Origin of the sequence: Enterobacter cloacae complex sp. 342H5 (genome assembly GCF_050030905.1) — a bacterium.
GTDB lineage: Bacteria > Pseudomonadota > Gammaproteobacteria > Enterobacterales > Enterobacteriaceae > Enterobacter > Enterobacter intestinihominis.
Window position 1 is genome coordinate 3,759,071 of the sequence record NZ_JBLGVB010000001.1, and the last position, 16,188, is coordinate 3,775,258.

16 protein-coding genes and 1 pseudogene are annotated in these 16,188 nt (G+C 50.8%); 7 read left to right on the plus strand and 10 right to left on the minus strand.

Features of this window, described 5'->3' with window-relative positions; genetic code table 11:
• Positions 1–2: 2 nt before the first annotated feature.
• Together ACQG03_RS17950 and ACQG03_RS17955 are read right to left on the minus strand one after the other, a co-directional pair.
• Positions 3–491: a TIGR00645 family protein gene (locus tag ACQG03_RS17950; protein WP_006811956.1), complete on the minus strand. Its 489-nt coding sequence runs from the start codon at positions 489–491 to the stop codon at positions 3–5.
• Between the two features lie 43 nt (positions 492–534).
• Positions 535–1,038, minus strand: coding sequence for an ESA_00282 family adhesion-associated protein (locus tag ACQG03_RS17955; protein WP_023298598.1), 504 nt, complete (start codon positions 1,036–1,038; stop codon positions 535–537).
• Between the two features lie 102 nt (positions 1,039–1,140).
• Here ACQG03_RS17955 and ACQG03_RS17960 point away from each other — a divergent pair, with 102 nt between their 5' ends.
• Both ACQG03_RS17960 and ACQG03_RS17965 read left to right on the plus strand, forming a co-directional pair.
• Positions 1,141–1,545 carry a hypothetical protein gene (locus tag ACQG03_RS17960; protein ID WP_023298599.1) on the plus strand — a complete coding sequence of 135 codons (405 nt, stop codon included), beginning with the start codon at positions 1,141–1,143 and terminating at the stop codon, positions 1,543–1,545.
• On the plus strand, positions 1,538–1,975 hold the full coding sequence (locus ACQG03_RS17965; RefSeq protein ID WP_023298600.1) for a hypothetical protein: 438 nt from the start codon (positions 1,538–1,540) through the stop codon (positions 1,973–1,975). Before ACQG03_RS17960 ends, ACQG03_RS17965 begins: the two co-directional genes overlap by 8 nt.
• Positions 1,976–2,066: 91 nt before the next feature.
• Here the strand turns inward: ACQG03_RS17965 and exbD are convergent, their stop codons facing one another.
• Both exbD and exbB read right to left on the minus strand, forming a co-directional pair.
• Entirely contained in the window at positions 2,067–2,492 is a 426-nt protein-coding gene (gene exbD / locus ACQG03_RS17970; protein ID WP_023298601.1) for a TonB system transport protein ExbD, read from the minus strand.
• 4 nt (positions 2,493–2,496) lie between these two features.
• Positions 2,497–3,228 carry a tol-pal system-associated acyl-CoA thioesterase gene (exbB, locus tag ACQG03_RS17975; RefSeq protein WP_023298602.1) on the minus strand — a complete coding sequence of 244 codons (732 nt, stop codon included), beginning with the start codon at positions 3,226–3,228 and terminating at the stop codon, positions 2,497–2,499.
• Positions 3,229–3,479: 251 nt separating this feature from the next.
• Between exbB and metC the strand changes: the two genes are divergently transcribed.
• Both metC and yghB read left to right on the plus strand, forming a co-directional pair.
• The gene (metC, locus tag ACQG03_RS17980; protein WP_023306940.1) at positions 3,480–4,667 is read left to right on the plus strand and encodes a cystathionine beta-lyase; all 1,188 of its coding nucleotides are present in this window, start codon (positions 3,480–3,482) and stop codon (positions 4,665–4,667) included.
• 142 nt (positions 4,668–4,809) lie between these two features.
• Entirely contained in the window at positions 4,810–5,469 is a 660-nt protein-coding gene (gene yghB, locus ACQG03_RS17985) for a DedA family general envelope maintenance protein YghB (RefSeq protein ID WP_015571869.1), read from the plus strand.
• Between the two features lie 45 nt (positions 5,470–5,514).
• On the opposite strand, the gene ACQG03_RS17990 is transcribed toward yghB, so the two are convergent.
• A complete protein-coding gene (locus ACQG03_RS17990; protein WP_017382749.1) occupies positions 5,515–6,414 on the minus strand; it encodes an AraC family transcriptional regulator in 900 nt (299 codons plus the stop codon).
• A 195-nt stretch (positions 6,415–6,609) separates the two neighbouring features.
• Between ACQG03_RS17990 and yqhD the strand changes: the two genes are divergently transcribed.
• Together yqhD and dkgA are read left to right on the plus strand one after the other, a co-directional pair.
• Positions 6,610–7,773, plus strand: coding sequence for an alcohol dehydrogenase (gene yqhD, locus ACQG03_RS17995; protein WP_063152153.1), 1,164 nt, complete (start codon positions 6,610–6,612; stop codon positions 7,771–7,773).
• Between the two features lie 105 nt (positions 7,774–7,878).
• Positions 7,879–8,706: a 2,5-didehydrogluconate reductase DkgA gene (gene dkgA / locus ACQG03_RS18000; protein ID WP_023306942.1), complete on the plus strand. Its 828-nt coding sequence runs from the start codon at positions 7,879–7,881 to the stop codon at positions 8,704–8,706.
• A gap of 89 nt (positions 8,707–8,795) precedes the next feature.
• Here the strand turns inward: dkgA and ACQG03_RS18005 are convergent.
• The 5 genes and pseudogenes from ACQG03_RS18005 to ACQG03_RS18025 all read right to left on the minus strand — a co-directional run.
• Positions 8,796–9,809, minus strand: a pseudogene (locus tag ACQG03_RS18005) (DUF3362 domain-containing protein); the annotation flags it as partial.
• A 114-nt stretch (positions 9,810–9,923) separates the two neighbouring features.
• Positions 9,924–10,253, minus strand: coding sequence for a hypothetical protein (locus ACQG03_RS18010; RefSeq protein ID WP_000140246.1), 330 nt, complete (start codon positions 10,251–10,253; stop codon positions 9,924–9,926).
• A 204-nt stretch (positions 10,254–10,457) separates the two neighbouring features.
• The gene (locus ACQG03_RS18015) at positions 10,458–13,172 is read right to left on the minus strand and encodes a P-loop NTPase fold protein (protein ID WP_157843391.1); all 2,715 of its coding nucleotides are present in this window, start codon (positions 13,170–13,172) and stop codon (positions 10,458–10,460) included.
• A gap of 124 nt (positions 13,173–13,296) precedes the next feature.
• Positions 13,297–14,447, minus strand: a protein-coding gene (locus ACQG03_RS18020; protein ID WP_087855188.1) for an IS3 family transposase whose coding sequence is annotated in 2 segments (ribosomal slippage) — positions 13,297–14,189 and positions 14,189–14,447 — 1,152 coding nt in all. Because the reading frame shifts where the segments join, the coding sequence is not laid out codon by codon here.
• Between the two features lie 44 nt (positions 14,448–14,491).
• Entirely contained in the window at positions 14,492–14,980 is a 489-nt protein-coding gene (locus tag ACQG03_RS18025; protein WP_023280967.1) for a P-loop NTPase fold protein, read from the minus strand.
• An 858-nt stretch (positions 14,981–15,838) separates the two neighbouring features.
• Between ACQG03_RS18025 and ACQG03_RS18030 the strand changes: the two genes are divergently transcribed.
• The gene (locus tag ACQG03_RS18030; RefSeq protein ID WP_017384073.1) at positions 15,839–16,135 is read left to right on the plus strand and encodes a helix-turn-helix transcriptional regulator; all 297 of its coding nucleotides are present in this window, start codon (positions 15,839–15,841) and stop codon (positions 16,133–16,135) included.
• The last annotated feature ends 53 nt before the right edge of the window (positions 16,136–16,188 follow it).

Genomic DNA, 16,188 nt, shown 5'->3' on the forward strand with positions numbered 1-16,188 from the left:
ATTTATTTCTTACTGATCTTATCCAGATATCCCATCACAAACGCCGACAGTACAAACGTCAGGTGGATAATCACATACCACATCAGCTTATTATCCGGGACGTTTTTAGCATCCATAAAGACACGTAACAGGTGAATAGACGAAATCGCCACAATCGACGCCGCGACTTTATTTTTCAGCGATGAGGCGTCCATTTTCCCCAGCCAGTTGAGCTTTTCTTTGTGCTCGGCGATATCAAGCTGAGAGACGAAATTCTCATAACCGGAGAACATCACCATCACCAGTAATCCTCCTACCAGCGTCATATCCACCAGCGACAGCAGAACCAGAATCAAATCGGCTTCTGCCACGGAGAAAATGTTTGGCAGGACGTGGAATATCTCCTGGAAGAACTTGATCGTCAGGGCGACCAGCGCCAGAGAGAGACCAAAATAGACGGGTGCGAGCAGCCAGCGAGAGGCATACATTGCGTTTTCAAAGAAGCGTTCCATAAAATCCTGTCTGCAAACGAAACCAGCGCTCAGTATATCTCAACTATACCTCGTTGGGATCCACATCCGGACGCGCATACTCCGGCCAGACCAGTGCGACCAGTTCCGGGTAGGCTTCCAGGCTAAACTCGCGAAAACACTGGCGCAGATTTAATACGTCTAAATCGGAATACGACACCTTCTCGCCATTCAGACAGCGCTTTTTGATATTGTCGTAATATTTATAGACCGCCGAATTAAGGTCGCTACAGCGGCGCTGCGCGTCGAACAGGCCGGGCGTATCATTAATTTCGGCCATTTTCATTCGCTTAATTGTCGCATGGAGAAAATCGATATATTCGTGATTCACCCGCCAGTACCAGACTGGCGTCACGGCGTTCATCAAGACGGAGAAATGATCTTCCCCCTCCTCTTTGGACATCAATTCAGGCTGCGGTGGTTCACTGGCGTCATTTGACACTTTCGTTTTATTGAACTCTTGCATCAATAAAAGCACGCCAGCGGTCAGTAATAGTAACGTTACGACCGTGAAGAAAATGCTGTTCATGGGTAGGCTCCATTTTTTTTGATTTTAAAATTGCCTCATGATATTGTCAACGAATCTCACCCTTTTTCCAACCCCACCCTTTTGAAATTAAAGGAAATTAAAATGCTGCCCGACAATCTTGTCCCGGCAAAGTACCACATTACGCCTGTGGAACAGCCTTCGACGGAAGCAGATAAAGAGGCGAATTTCACTCAAGGAAAAAGAAAACTCTCCGACTATGAAGCCGATATATTAATTGGTGTTTCACGCACCGGCAAATCCCGTAATATGGTGCTGGAAGAGCACGATCGCCATTTAAAAGAACGGTTATTTCGTGCCATCAAGATTGAAGCCTTAGTTCATCTGCTAAATGATTTACAGGCCGAAGGGGAAATAGATGCCCAGGCTCTAAGTCAAATAATGGCCGAGAAAACACAGCAAATAAATGAAGCTGGCAATGAAATTTGGCTTAACTTAATTACGCGTGAAAAAAACAATCCCATTTTTTATAACCTGGGGGATGATTAACGTGAATGATGATAGCGGTAATAACGTTTATTTGACTTTAGATGATAAGAAAAGCGATGAATTTATCTTAAAGCAGAATCTCGACGCCCTGAAAAAGATAAAAAATGACGAGATGACGCGAATAACGCAGGACTTGGTTTCGATTCCGGCCACGCTGGTGCGCCTGAAATGGCAGAACCGTCGGGAAATTTATGCCTTGCAGGCCAAAGAGGAGATTTACGGCGCGGTGATGAACGCCATTATTGAGCTGCGCCCTGAGCTTAAAGAGAAGATCCTTGGGCGACTGGAGACGAACTATCAGTACCTGCTGGCACGCGAGACAGCCACCCTGCGCCTGACCCGTAAACTCTCGGAAGGCAACTATCGCACATCAAACGTCACCTGCGTGGCGCTCGATGAAGAGGCGTCAACAACATCTTCTAACTGCTGACAACATGGTTCGCCCGGCGGCGCTAGCCTGAGATTGTAGGCCGGGTAAGGCGAAGCCGCCACCCGGCACGGAAGGCGGCTTCGCCTTCGTTTTACTTCGCGGCCGCTTTCTCTTCGCCGACCAGACCAATCTTCAGGTATCCCGCCTGATGCAGCGTGTCCATTACCTTCATCATGGTTTCATAATCGACGGTTTTATCCGCGCGGAAGAAGACGGTGGTGTCTTTCTTGCCGCCGGTCAGCTGGTCCAGCGCCGGAATAACCGAGGCATCCGTTACCGGATCGTTGCCCAGGAACATGGACTTATCGGCCTTCACGGACAGGTAGACAGGCTTTTCCGGACGCGGCTGCGGCTGGCTGGAGGACGCTGGCAGATTCACCTTCACGTCCACCGTCGCCAGCGGCGCGGCAACCATAAAGATAATCAGCAGAACCAGCATGACGTCGATAAACGGCGTCACGTTGATCTCATGCATTTCACCGTTATCGTCCAGATTTTCATTAAGACGCATTGCCATACAATCAACCTACGCGCAGTTTGGACGCCGCATGCACCGGTTTAACGGCGCTGGCGTTCAAGTCCAGATCGCGGCTTTGCAGCAGCAGAACCTGCGCGGCAACGTCACCCAGTGTGGCTTTGTAACTGCCAATCATGCGCGCGAAGATGTTATAGATAACTACCGCAGGGATAGCGGCAACCAGACCGATAGCCGTTGCCAGCAGCGCTTCTGCGATACCCGGCGCGACGACCGCAAGGTTAGTGGTCTGCGTCTGGGCGATACCGATAAAGCTGTTCATGATGCCCCAGACGGTACCGAACAGGCCGACGAACGGGGAGATAGCGCCGATAGTCGCCAGGTAGCCGTTACCGCGGCCCATATGACGACCCACGGCCGCAACGCGACGCTCCAGACGGAAACCGGTACGCTCTTTAATGCCTTCGTTATCTTCACTGCCTGCGGAGAGTTCCAGCTCGTTCTGCGCTTCGTTCACTAACAGGGTAGTCAGGCTTTTCGCATGGAAGGATGAGGTGATATCAGAAGCCTGATCCAGAGAGCGGGCTTCCGCCAGCTGCTTCTGCTCACGCTTGAGGCGGCGTTTTTGTGAAAGAAGTTCGGCGCTCTTGCTGAAGAAGATAGCCCAGGTGATCACGGACGCCAGAATCAGGCCGATCATCACAACCTTAACGACGATGTCAGCATGTTGATACATGCCCCAAACGGAGAGATCCGTCTGCATCAAATTATTACCCACTCTGTATCTCCAGGACGCAAATCACACAATCTGAACGTAATAATATCAAAACGTCGTCGAATTGATAGTAGTTCTCATTAGTATTTACATAGTGCCGTAATTTTCGCTCACTTTCCTTGCGCTTACGCAGTAAAAATTTCTTATGCGAATATTTGATAATATTTTCTGCTTATTCGATAAGCATCCGGATGCACATTCTGACAATCGTGGTAGTCTGGACGTCCAGACGTATAAAAATAGGGTTAGCGAACATGACTAAAAAGCAGCTTGAGACCACGCTGGTGCAGGCAGGACGCAGTAAAAAATACACCCAGGGCTCGGTCAACAGCGTGATCCAGCGTGCCTCCTCGCTGGTGTTTGATACCGTCGAAGATAAAAAAATCGCCACGCGTAATCGCGCGAAGGGCGGGCTGTTTTACGGTCGCCGTGGCACGTTAACCCATTTCTCGTTGCAGGAAGCCATGTGCGAACTGGAGGGCGGCGCGGGCTGCGCGCTGTTCCCGTGCGGTGCGGCGGCGGTCGCCAATACCATTCTGGCGTTTGTTGAACAGGGTGACCACATCCTGATGACCAATACCGCCTACGAGCCAAGCCAGGACTTCTGCACCAAAATACTCAGCAAGCTCGGCGTCACCACCAGCTGGTTCGATCCGCTGATTGGGGCCGGTATTGCCGGGCTTATTCAGCCCAACACGCGCGTTGTGTTCCTGGAATCTCCCGGCTCCATCACCATGGAAGTGCATGACGTCCCGGCCATCGTGAAGGCGGTGCGCAGCATAGCGCCGGAAGCGATCATCATGATCGACAACACCTGGGCGGCAGGTGTGCTGTTTAAAGCCCTGGAATTTGACATCGATATCTCCATTCAGGCGGCGACCAAATACCTGATTGGCCACTCAGACGGCATGATCGGTACGGCGGTATCTAATGCCCGCTGCTGGGAGCAATTGCGTGAAAACGCCTACCTGATGGGCCAGATGGTGGATGCCGATACCGCCTACATGACCAGCCGGGGCATCCGTACGCTCGGCGTGCGTCTGCGTCAGCATCACGAAAGCAGCCTGCAAATTGCTCAGTGGCTGGCGCTGCATCCGCAGGTGGAGCGCGTTAACCATCCGGCGCTGCCGGGCAGCAAGGGCCACGAATACTGGCAACGTGACTTTACGGGCAGCAGCGGGTTGTTCTCATTTGTTCTTAAGAAGCGCCTGAATGACGCCGAGCTGGCAAGCTATCTGGATAACTTTACCCTCTTCAGCATGGCCTATTCATGGGGTGGGTTTGAATCGTTGATCCTGCCCAATCAGCCGGAGCAGATTGCGGCCCTGCGCCCGGGCGGCGAGGTGGACTTCGAGGGGACCTTAATCCGCCTACATATCGGGCTGGAAAATGTGGACGATTTAATTGCGGATTTATCGGCAGGATTTGAGCGCATCGTGTAAAGTGCTGGCTGACATGTACTCCCTGGACGCTATTCTGAACACCGCAAGCAGAAAAGTCTGTATGAGATGCGCCTGCGATCAACCCCGACAGGCAAAATTGAGAGTACAATAGCGTTATATCTGCTGTTCCACAGGAAAGTCCATGGCTGTTATTCAAAATATCATCACGGCGCTCTGGCAACACGATTTTGCCGCGCTGGCGGACCCACATGTCGTCGGGATTGTCTATTTCGTGATGTTCGCGACGCTGTTTCTGGAAAATGGATTACTGCCAGCCTCATTTTTACCCGGTGACAGCCTGCTCCTGCTCGCAGGGGCGTTAATCGGCAAGGGCGTGATGGACTTCGCACCGACAATGGTGATCCTCACCTCTGCGGCCAGTCTCGGCTGTTGGCTGAGCTACCTGCAAGGGCGCTGGCTTGGAAACACCCGCGTGGTGAAAGGCTGGCTGGCGCAGCTGCCGCATAAATATCATCAGCGCGCGACCTGCATGTTTGACCGTCACGGCCTGCTGGCGTTGCTTGCCGGGCGTTTTCTGGCGTTCGTTCGCACCCTGTTGCCTACCATGGCGGGTATTTCAGGCCTCTCTAACCGCCGCTTCCAGTTCTTCAACTGGCTGAGCGCCCTGCTCTGGGTGGGCGTGGTTACCACGCTCGGCTACGCGCTGAATATGATCCCCTTTGTTAAGCGCCATGAAGACCAGGTGATGACCTTCCTGATGATCCTGCCGATTTTCCTGCTGGTTGCAGGGCTGGTGGGTACCATTGCGGTGGTGATCAAGAAAAAGTATTGCAGCGCATAAATAAAAGCCGGGTGGCACTACCGCTTACCCGGCCTCCGTTTCCCCTCACGCTCCCTGCATGGTTCTGATACGTGACGCATCTTCCCCCGGCGTGACGCCGAAGTAACGCTTAAATTCCCGACTAAACTGCGACGCGCTTTCATACCCGACCCGCATCGCCGCGGCGCTGGCCTTCATGCCATCGTGGATCATCAGCATCCGCGCCTTATGCAGACGGTAAGTTTTGAGGTACTGCAAGGGCGACGTGCTGGTGACGGATTTAAAGTTATGGTGAAACGCCGAGACGCTCATATTGGCTTCCGCCGCCAGCTGATCAACGCTGAGGTTTTCCGTGTACTGGCTCTCGATGCGCTTCAGCACGCGACTAATGAGGCTGAAGTGCGTTTGCCGGCTTACCAGCGCCAGCAGCGCCCCGCCGCCCGGTCCCAGCAGCACATGGTAAAGAATTTCGCGGATAATCTGCTTTCCGAGAATACGCGCATCCAGAGGCCTTTCCATCACGTCTAACAGGCGTTCAATCGCGCAGAGAATTTCCTCCGATAAGGTCGCGGAGTTGATACCGCTTGCCGCCATCGACGGCCGGAAAAGTTCGTCCTCCCCAATCTCCATCAGCAACTCCTGCAACTGGAGAATGTCGACGTTGACGCGGATCCCGGCCAGCGGTACCTCCTCTGTCGCGAAAGTTTCACATTCGAAGGGTAAAGGTACTGTCAGAAGCAGATATTCATTGGTGTCGTAACGGAACACGCGCTCATTGATATAGCCAATCTTATGGCCAGAAAAGAGAAACACGATGCCGGGCTGATACATCACCGGGGTGCGCGTTCCGGGCTGGGTACCGTAGAGCAATCGGATATCCGGCAACAGCTCAGCCGAATCATTTCCGTTATCTATCAGTCTTTTAATCTGCGACGTTAGCTGGCGGCAGATGGCATCACGGTTCATTTTCAGTTACTCCGGGTACGGTTTCCGACGCTAACAGTGTGCGCATTTTCTTACCGTTTCTCCAGAGCGCTGTAGAAATGGGCAAGACATCGGCAGGAATGTGCATTGAGAGGATAGCGCCTGCCCGCCACAATGTGCAGCATCAGGTTGCCTTCTGCGCCACCACGATTTTTTACCCACTACAGGGAACAAGCCATGAACAACTTTAATCTTCACACCCCAACCCGCATTCTGTTTGGTAAAGACGCTATCGCTGACCTGCGCGCGCAAATCCCGACGGACGCCCGCGTCCTGATTACCTACGGCGGCGGCAGCGTGAAAAAAACCGGCGTACTGGATCAGGTTTACAGCGCTCTGGAAGGGCTGGACGTACGCGAGTTCGGCGGTATCGAGCCTAACCCGTCTTATGAAACGCTGATGAACGCGGTAAAAATCGCCCGTGACGAGCAGATCACTTTCCTGCTGGCGGTGGGCGGCGGTTCCGTGCTGGACGGCACCAAATTCATCGCGGCGGCAGCGCATTACGCTGACGGCATCGACCCGTGGCATATTCTGGAAACGGGCGGCAGCGACATCAGCAGTGCGATCCCGATGGGCTCCGTGCTGACGCTGCCGGCCACCGGCTCTGAGTCCAACAAAGGCGCGGTCATCTCCCGTAAAACCACCGGTGACAAGCAGGCCTTTATGAACGAACACGTTCAGCCCGTGTTCGCGATCCTCGATCCGGTTTACACCTATACCCTGCCTGCGCGTCAGGTGGCGAACGGCGTGGTCGACGCCTTTGTTCACACCGTTGAGCAGTACGTCACTTACCCGGTGAACGCCAAAATTCAGGATCGTTTCGCGGAAGGCATTCTGCTGACGCTGATTGAAGAAGGTCCGAAAGCGCTGAAAGAGCCTGAAAACTATGACGTGCGTGCTAACGTGATGTGGGCTGCAACACAGGCACTGAATGGCCTTATCGGTGCAGGCGTGCCACAGGACTGGGCGACCCATATGCTCGGTCACGAGCTGACGGCGATGCACGGCCTGGATCACGCCCAGACGCTGGCGGTGGTTCTGCCTGCGCTGTGGAATGAAAAACGTGACGCTAAACGCGCCAAACTGCTCCAGTACGCCGAACGCGTCTGGAACATCACCGAGGGTTCCGACGATGCGCGTATTGATGCCGCAATTGCAGCCACCCGTCACTTCTTTGAAAGCCTGGGCGTGCCAACGCGTCTCTCTGACTACGGCCTGGACGGCAGCTCCATCCCTGCCCTGCTGGCGAAGCTGGAAGCACACGGTATGACGCAGATCGGCGAGCACGGCGACATCACCCTGGACGTCAGCCGTCGTATTTACGAAGCGGCACGCTAAGCGTTTTTAGGATCCTGACTTTCGTTTTTTGACATTTCGTCCAGACTTAATGCACATCACATTGTCGGAGGTTCCCTCCGGCGATGAGCACCTGAAGGAGGAAAAATGGCAAACCAAACCGTAATCAAGCTACAGGACGGCAACGTGATGCCCCAGCTGGGGCTAGGTGTATGGAAAGCCGGTAACGACGAGGTCGTCTCCGCCATTCATAAAGCCCTGGAAGTCGGCTATCGGTCCATCGATACCGCCGCCGCCTATAAAAACGAGGACGGCGTGGGGACCGCGCTTGCCAGCGCTGGCATTCCCCGCGATGAGTTATTCATCACCACCAAGCTGTGGAACGACGATCAAAAGCGTCCCCGCGAAGCGTTACAGGAGAGTCTGGAGAAACTCCAGCTCGATTTCGTCGATCTTTATCTCATGCACTGGCCGGTACCGGCTATCGACCATTACGTTGATGCCTGGAAAGGGATGATTGAGCTGCAAAAAGAGGGGCTGATAAAAAGCATCGGCGTCTGTAATTTCCAGGTTCATCACCTGCAACGCCTGATTGATGAAACGGGCGTCGCGCCGGTGATTAACCAGATTGAGCTACACCCGCTGATGCAGCAGCGCCAGCTTCATTCGTGGAACGCCACGCACAAGATCCAGACCGAATCCTGGAGCCCGCTGGCTCAGGGCGGCGAAGGGGTGTTTGACCAGAAAATTATCCGCGAGCTGGCGGATAAGTACGGCAAAACGCCGGCGCAGATCGTCATTCGCTGGCATTTGGATAGCGGTCTGGTGGTGATCCCGAAATCGGTCACGCCATCGCGTATCGCCGAGAACTTCGACGTCTGGGATTTCCGCCTGGATAAAGACGAGCTGGGTGAGATTGCGAAGCTGGATCAGGGCAAGCGGCTTGGGCCGGACCCGGATCAGTTTGGCGGGTAGTTTCCCCTCACCCTAACCCTCTCCCACAGGGAGAGGGAATGCTTTCCACCCTCTCCCTGTGGGAGAGGGCCGGGGTGAGGGCATCATCGTTATCCGATCTTACGTTTTCCCGTTTTTTTCGTCCCCGAAGCCCCACCGTTCGAACGCTGATGCACAATTGGCGTGTGCTTGGTCAGCGCCGGGCGCGTATTGCGGTTCTGGCGGCGCGCTTCGCGCATCTCTTCCAGCGTTGGCGCAGGCACCAGACAATCACGACGCGAGCCGATCAGGTGCTTTTTCCCCATCTCTTCCAGCGCCTGACGGATCAGCGGCCAGTTTTTCGGGTCGTGATAGCGCAGCAGCGCTTTGTGCAGACGGCGCTGTTTATCCCCTTTCGGCACCACCACGTCTTCACTCTTATAGCCAATCTTACTTAGCGGGTTTTTACCGGTGTAATACATGGTCGTCGAGTTAGCGAGCGGCGACGGGTAGAAGTTCTGCACCTGATCCAGACGGAATCGACGCTGCTTCAGCCACAGCGCCAGGTTCACCATGTCTTCATCACGGGTGCCGGGGTGCGCGGAGATGAAGTATGGGATCAGATACTGCTCTTTCCCCGCCTGTTTTGAAAAGGTCTCAAACAGCTGTTTAAAGCGGTCATAGCTGCCCATGCCCGGCTTCATCATTTTGGACAGCGGGCCCTCTTCGGTGTGCTCCGGGGCGATCTTCAGATAACCGCCAACGTGGTGCGTCGCCAGCTCTTTGATGTAGCGCGGATCTTCCACCGCAATGTCGTAACGCACGCCGGAGGCGATCAGGATCTTCTTGATGCCTTTCAGGTCACGGGCGCGACGGTAAAGGTTGATCGTCGGCTCGTGGTTGGTGTCCATATGCTCGCAAATGCTCGGATAGACGCAGGAGAGACGACGACAGGTCTGCTCAGCGCGCGGCGATTTGCAGCGCAGCATGTACATGTTAGCCGTTGGACCACCCAAATCGGAGATTACGCCGGTAAAGCCCGGGACCGTGTCGCGAATCGCTTCGATCTCGTTAACAATCGACTCTTCGGAACGGCTCTGAATAATACGACCTTCGTGTTCGGTGATCGAACAGAGTGAACACCCTATAATTCTGATCATTTAGAAATTTTTTTGCGTTTAAAATCAATGAATTGAAAGATTTCATTTTTCTAAGTCTGATAAAACAGATGAAAACCCAACTGACTATACTCATAAAACTCAATCTTTGCGCTGCTGTACGATACCAGTAATTACAGGCGCCGAGTTTAACATCATGAAAAGTAGCCCAATAATGAATGACGCAACGCCAGCTGCGGTGCCTAACTTCTGACTGAACACCATTGAAACAAAGTACATATTTGGGATAAAAACGGACATAGCAATCACGAAAAGTAACTTATTCAGATAATTATTTATTCGGGTCTTAACCTCAACTCTATCATAAAAAGCCATCGAAACGTAAGCAGTTATCAGTGAATAAAAAGACCATGTCATATAGTTAACCGATTCATTAAATGCCTCTCGCAAAAGCAAAGCACTTTCTGTCATTCCCTACCTCATTAAATCAATAGAAAATAAATCTGAATAATTTATTTTTAAAAGAAAAGAACACAACATAACTTCAGTAGTTATGATTAATCCCTGAATGATTATTTCTTAGCAAGATATAACATGCTTAATGTATATCAGGCAATAAAAAAACTCCCAAAGACCACCGCTGTGGTCTTCAGGTATAGGATTTAAAGAACGAACTCAGTCCGGAAACGTATCACTATCTTCTGTAACGTCCGCTTTCTCTGGTAACATTCTGTTTTTAATATACTGTGAATTCCTGCAGATGAGAGGAAAAATCTCCGAGTTATTCATTATACAACTCGTTGCCGTACGGGCGTCCTCCGGAGACCATGATGAAAATGAAAACGTCTGACGGTCAAGCCATTGAGACAATAATACATTATCAACAGAAGCGCTAAACAGCGCCGCAATAGCCCTGCGTTCAACGGCCTTCTCAGGTTCAATAAACGACAACTCATTATGAAAACGGGTAATAATCGCAATACGGCTGTCAATACGAATATGTCTTTCAAGTAAGACATCGTGCAACTCATCAAGTACAGTCTCTCTCTGGGTATCGTCGAGGCAAGACCACAGGAAATGAATGTTCTCGGCATTTGTGACAACGTCTGGCTCTGCATCACGGAACCATGATGCAAAGATACCCACACTACCTTCCATCCGGATATGCTGCCCCTGAAGTTGCATTTGTTCAAGGATAAAGCGCATGTTCACAGGAAGAACCGTAAAACACTCAATAAGCCTTTCAGAAGAACTAAATACTCCACATGCCAGGGCGTTCAGCTTTTTCTTCAAAATATCAAACTGCTCACCTGACTGATATACGTCATGGAGAAATACTGGACCCATAGCATTCACATCAGACTCAATTATTTTCTCTGACAGTGCTTTTTGACGCTCTCGCACAAATATTAAAAGAGAGGTTGCATTTGTAGCTTCTTTGATGACGTCATACTGACCTTTAACAAAGCTCAGGACAGGTATATTCACCAGAAGACCTAAATCAACAATCCTGCCAACAGCATTTTTGATGTACGGCAGAACATTTTTATCCTTAAGTGCTATAAAGATACTCTCGGCAGTACGTAGATAACGAAGATATGCAGCCAAAGCCAGGTCAAACCGTTCCTCACCAATATGTTCACTGTACGACTCGATACCGGCATAGTTACCATGGAGCACCATGTGAGCAACAGCCTGTGCAGCAAATTCCGCAGGGAAGAGATTCCTCGTCGCCGTATTATTAAGATAATATTGATTTAAAACATTATTATTCCAGTCCGGGCTCAGAACAATTTTTCTGAAATGGATAACGTCCTCAACAACCTGACGATTTTTAAGCGTCATTATTGCAGAGCTAACCTGAGCCCCACCTGTACCATCATTCTTTCCAATTACGTTCTGTACCGCCTTCGATGCAATATTGATATGCCGGATAATTCCCGGATTAAAAAGGTCTATCTGAGGTTGCTCAGCTCCATAGCGTAACATCTCCTCCCGACCGTGATTTCCGATATCTAGTGTGCCAATTTTCAGGTTTGACAAGGTCTCTTCATTATTGACAAGGTATTCCACATAAAATACGCCATCTACAAAATTCTCCATTTTATTCAGTAGTGATTCACCGGCCAGAACAGAGTATGAATCAGCTTCCTGCAGCAACGTCTGCGTGGATTCAGCCTCCAATTTTTCTGAATCCTGAATTTCATCAAGTTTACTCACAATAAACGATATTTGCCTTTCGACGAAAGGCTCTAGGCTTATCCGCCCGTCAGCCATCAGTTTCTGCAGACTCAATACGAAACCTTCATCATTCTTTTCTCTGAGTGAAACAGCATAACTCTGATTCAGCATTTGCACTGCGACTTTGAGTTGCGGTTCGGCGAGAGCCTGACACTTCTCATCCATCCGGCTATAAGAAACCAGCCAGTCTCGCATCTGAATATGTGGTGCCACTCGCTGCCATGCTTCAGCGAAACCCCACAAGGCCGTCAGTTCTTCAAGCCGTGGGATATTTATAGCACCAATCGCGTCTTTAAGAGGCGTATCAAGCAACTCGCTCCTGGCAAGCTCCACCGTGGACTGATAGTGGATGCTCATCAGAAATTCGCTCCATCTTTCTGTATCGTTATTAAAAATTCGGGATATTTGTTGATAAGTTAGCGAGAGCATCTCGTCAAAATCATCCGGAGCAATACCGGGTTCGGTCTGACTAGCTTTGGGATCGCGAAGTAATACTTTAATATCTCGCTCCCCGTATCTGACCACCAGTAAGTAGAGAGCAATAAGAATATGGCGATGATCTTCTGTTGCAGGAACGGTAAGGTTCAGAATATGAATATCATTAACAAACTTCTTCATTAATCGCGGTGTGATACGAGGATACTCAGAGGGTTTCCAGCGCTCAAGCAACACCGTTGCTTCCCGGCACGCTATCCCTGCATCCTCATTTACTGTTTCTTTCCAGTACTGCCTTAACGCTTCCTGCCATCCTGCCGAAATAAGAGGAGGAACCTGAAAACTTACAGGAATCCGCTTTGCAATAAACTCACGCCCGCTGAAACCCGCCACAGAAAGTGAGGCTGAAACCTGTCTTGCCGAATAGGGCACCACTATCCTGAAGTGTTCATGAGTGGCTCCGGCAATAAGCTCCATATCACTCCAGAGCTCTTTCACTTTGTCTGCACTGATTCGGTCCAGATTATCAATGATAAGGATGAAGCGATCTCCATGGGAAATGACCTCTTTGGAGGTAAATCCCTGCAGAGCTTCAGCCAGCTCAATAGCTCCGACCTCCTTATTAACTAGCCAAGTCTCTTCAATCCTGTCAGTACTGTTGCGTTTGAACAAATCACCAATACTCGAATACCCTTTCTTTCTGTACCATTCCATGTTCTGCAGGCATGCCAGTCCTGCGACCATAATGGCAGGAGAAAGAAACGCGGCCACCTCAACATAAAAAAGCCACCCTAATAATGACTCCTTGTGATCCTACCCACGTAATGTGGACACGGCCCTAAGCGAGGTTCTGGTTTTCAAATTGTTCGGGACTGAGTCCGCCACAGGCACTGTGTCGGCGCCACCGATTGTAATCACACTCGATATAATTAAACACCGTCATCCGCATGATTTCCCGGCTGATAAGGCGTTCCCCGTGGATACATTCCACCTTCAGCGAGTGGAAGAAGCTTTCCGCGCAGGCATTGTCGTAACAACATCCTTTGGCACTCATGCTACCGTGCAGATTATGCCGCTTCAGTAACGCCAGATAGTCTGCCGAACAGTACTGCCCGCCTCTGTCCGTATGCACGATGACATTTTCCGGGCGCTTACGTCGCCAGAGTGCCATCTGTAGCGCATCGCAGGCCAGCTGCGCTGTCATCCGCGACGACATCGACCAGCCGATGACAGCACGGGACCACAGGTCAATGACCACCGCCAGGTACAACCAGCCTTCGTCCGTGCGCAAGTACGTGATGTCACCCGCCCACTTCTGATTCGGGCCACTCGCGTAAAAATCCTGTTTCAGCAGATTTTCAGACACCGGCAGGCCATGTTCGCGGTATCGGACCGGGCTGAACTTCCGGGCCGCTTTTGCGCGAAGCCCCTGACGCCGCAGGCTGGCGGCAATGGTTTTGACGTTGTACTCAGGCAGTTCGTCAGCGAGACGAGGCGCACCATAACGCTGTTTTGCCTCAGTGAATGCCTGACGGACAGCAGTATCACAGACGAGCCGGAACTGCTGACGTGGTGTTATCTGCTGACGACGCAGACGCCACGCATACCAGCCGCTACGGGCGACCCGCAGTACCCGGCATATGGCTTTGACGCTGAACTCAGCCCGATGTTTTTCAATAAAGACATACTTCATTTCAGGCGCTTCGCGAAGTATGTCGCGGCCTTTTGGAGAATGGCCAGCTCCTCTGCCTGTTCCGCCAGTTGGCGCTTAAGACGGGCAATTTCAACGGACATTTCCTGCTCACGTTCGGAAGAGCTGCGGGCATTGTTAATCTTACTGCGCCATGCGTAGAGCTGGGATTCGTACAGGCTGAGTTCCCGGGCAGCGGCAGCAACACCGATACGTTCCGCAAGCTTCAGGGCTTCGTTGCGGAATTCAGGCGTGTACTGTTTGCGGGGCTTCTTACTGGTTGATGCTGGTTTTGTCATGAGTCACCTCTGGTTAAGAGTTTACTCACTTAGTCGTGTGTCCACTATTCGTGGGTAAGATCATTGTTAGTAAAATATTGATTAAGGTCTGTTAGCACATAACGAAGCATCTGCACGGAAAGCAATGACAGTAAAATAAAAACGACGGTCAACCAGCTTAGCCTGCTGCTGACCCTCTTGTCGTATTCAACGATGTTACCCAGAGCCAGATTTTTATACTTATCCAACACATCCCGGGAGCCCGGACATTGTAGGCTGACCCCGTGGTGGATGACATCGATAAGCGCTTTTTTAGTTGAGCCATGATGGTAACGTTCTGCATCAAAGTTAATGAACGTAAAATCATCTTTAAGCTTTTTCTGCAGGAACTTCAATATTGTTGACTTACCTGAACCCAGCTCACCTTCCAGACCAATAATATTGACATCAGGTGTCCTGATGATCTGAGCCACATTCTCTGCAACTTTTTCATGACTGCTGCCTCTAAACATATCCTGGTCAGCGGGTGATTCCGTCTGCAATCGTAGAGTCATTCAGCAATTTCCTTCGTTATAACGTAAGATTCTTTCACTATTAGACACAGTACAGAGCCCACAGCAACCAAATGACTGCAGCCGGGGCAGTTTAGTTTTAAGCATGCATAAGCCGATTTCGATGGAATCCCTTTCACACAATAATATTGAATTGAAGCAATGAAAACATTAATGTGTTTGTTGTGACTAGCTGCAGGGGCCTGGAAGAAATTCCAAAGCCTGACAAACCGGAACAGGGCTTGCTCTGCTCCGGTTTTATCCAGTTCATCTTGAAGCCCTTGTTTTTGTTACATATCCCTGCTCACTCTTTCAGCCATTGTTAAGCTTCTTGTGTGTAATCTGCGAATAATACGGATGCAAAATTGATGCAATGGATTATACATACCTACAGCGCACGTTACGCTGAGCTGAATCGAATTTCAGAGAACGTTCTTCGCTATTACCCTGCCCAGCCAGTTGAACACATTTTATCATCCGGCCCCGAGAGTGACATGTTCTCTGCCTGGTACAGCCTTCATCAGAGTCAAACTAGACGTTATTTACAGGCAAAAGAAGACAGCTACAGAGTTTAAGTCTGACATTATTCGTGGCTGTGTCTGCCTTCGGAGTTTTCAGCTTATCCCGATAACAGCGGTTTTGAAAAATTGACGTTTTTTACACCGGTACATTGCCCGAACGCAATCTCCCCCGTAGCGAAATACCGCCCCGCAGAAAATCGTCCATGCTCGGCATGCCCCTGGAACATCAGCATCTTTTCAATAAAGGTTTTACAGCCTATAGTCTGTATAACACAAAATACACCTTACCTGCTGTATTACAGGGCGGTACTCCCTACTCAGTCTGCGAGGCAGGTCACTTATGAATAATCAGTTCCCGATAAAAACGCTGAACCAGCTCAGACCTGTGCTAATCGGGTTTCGCAAAATCAAGGGCTTCACGCAAAAAGATGTGTCTGAGAGGCTTGGCGTAACGCAGCAAACCTATGCCCGCCTGGAAGCAAACCCTGCTAGCGCCAGTATTGATCGTCTGTACAAGGTATTCAGTATTCTGGGCGTAGAAATAACGCTGTCATCTATTTCCCCTTCACCCTTCATTTCCCACACAGAGATGAGGGGGGCATTTGACAGCACTCCCGCCAGACGGGAGAAATGGTGACTATTAGAAGTTTGCTAGTTTTGTCGAATGACGCCAACTACATGTCCGCATCC

What these genes read in the sequence shown, in the direction of transcription:
- ACQG03_RS18010 (WP_000140246.1), bottom strand. Translation starts at nt 10,253, where the DNA reads ATGACAGAAAGTGCTTTGCTTTTGCGAGAGGCATTTAATGAATCGGTT.
- ACQG03_RS17960 (WP_023298599.1), top strand. Translation starts at nt 1,141, where the DNA reads ATGCTGCCCGACAATCTTGTCCCGGCAAAGTACCACATTACGCCTGTG.
- ACQG03_RS17965 (WP_023298600.1), top strand. Translation starts at nt 1,538, where the DNA reads ATGATTAACGTGAATGATGATAGCGGTAATAACGTTTATTTGACTTTA.
- ACQG03_RS17990 (WP_017382749.1), bottom strand. Translation starts at nt 6,414, where the DNA reads ATGAACCGTGATGCCATCTGCCGCCAGCTAACGTCGCAGATTAAAAGA.
- yqhD (WP_063152153.1), top strand. Translation starts at nt 6,610, where the DNA reads ATGAACAACTTTAATCTTCACACCCCAACCCGCATTCTGTTTGGTAAA.
- ACQG03_RS18025 (WP_023280967.1), bottom strand. Translation starts at nt 14,980, where the DNA reads ATGACTCTACGATTGCAGACGGAATCACCCGCTGACCAGGATATGTTT.
- ACQG03_RS18015 (WP_157843391.1), bottom strand. Translation starts at nt 13,172, where the DNA reads ATGGAATGGTACAGAAAGAAAGGGTATTCGAGTATTGGTGATTTGTTC.
- ACQG03_RS17950 (WP_006811956.1), bottom strand. Translation starts at nt 491, where the DNA reads ATGGAACGCTTCTTTGAAAACGCAATGTATGCCTCTCGCTGGCTGCTC.
- dkgA (WP_023306942.1), top strand. Translation starts at nt 7,879, where the DNA reads ATGGCAAACCAAACCGTAATCAAGCTACAGGACGGCAACGTGATGCCC.
- metC (WP_023306940.1), top strand. Translation starts at nt 3,480, where the DNA reads ATGACTAAAAAGCAGCTTGAGACCACGCTGGTGCAGGCAGGACGCAGT.
- exbD (WP_023298601.1), bottom strand. Translation starts at nt 2,492, where the DNA reads ATGGCAATGCGTCTTAATGAAAATCTGGACGATAACGGTGAAATGCAT.
- yghB (WP_015571869.1), top strand. Translation starts at nt 4,810, where the DNA reads ATGGCTGTTATTCAAAATATCATCACGGCGCTCTGGCAACACGATTTT.
- ACQG03_RS18030 (WP_017384073.1), top strand. Translation starts at nt 15,839, where the DNA reads ATGAATAATCAGTTCCCGATAAAAACGCTGAACCAGCTCAGACCTGTG.
- ACQG03_RS17955 (WP_023298598.1), bottom strand. Translation starts at nt 1,038, where the DNA reads ATGAACAGCATTTTCTTCACGGTCGTAACGTTACTATTACTGACCGCT.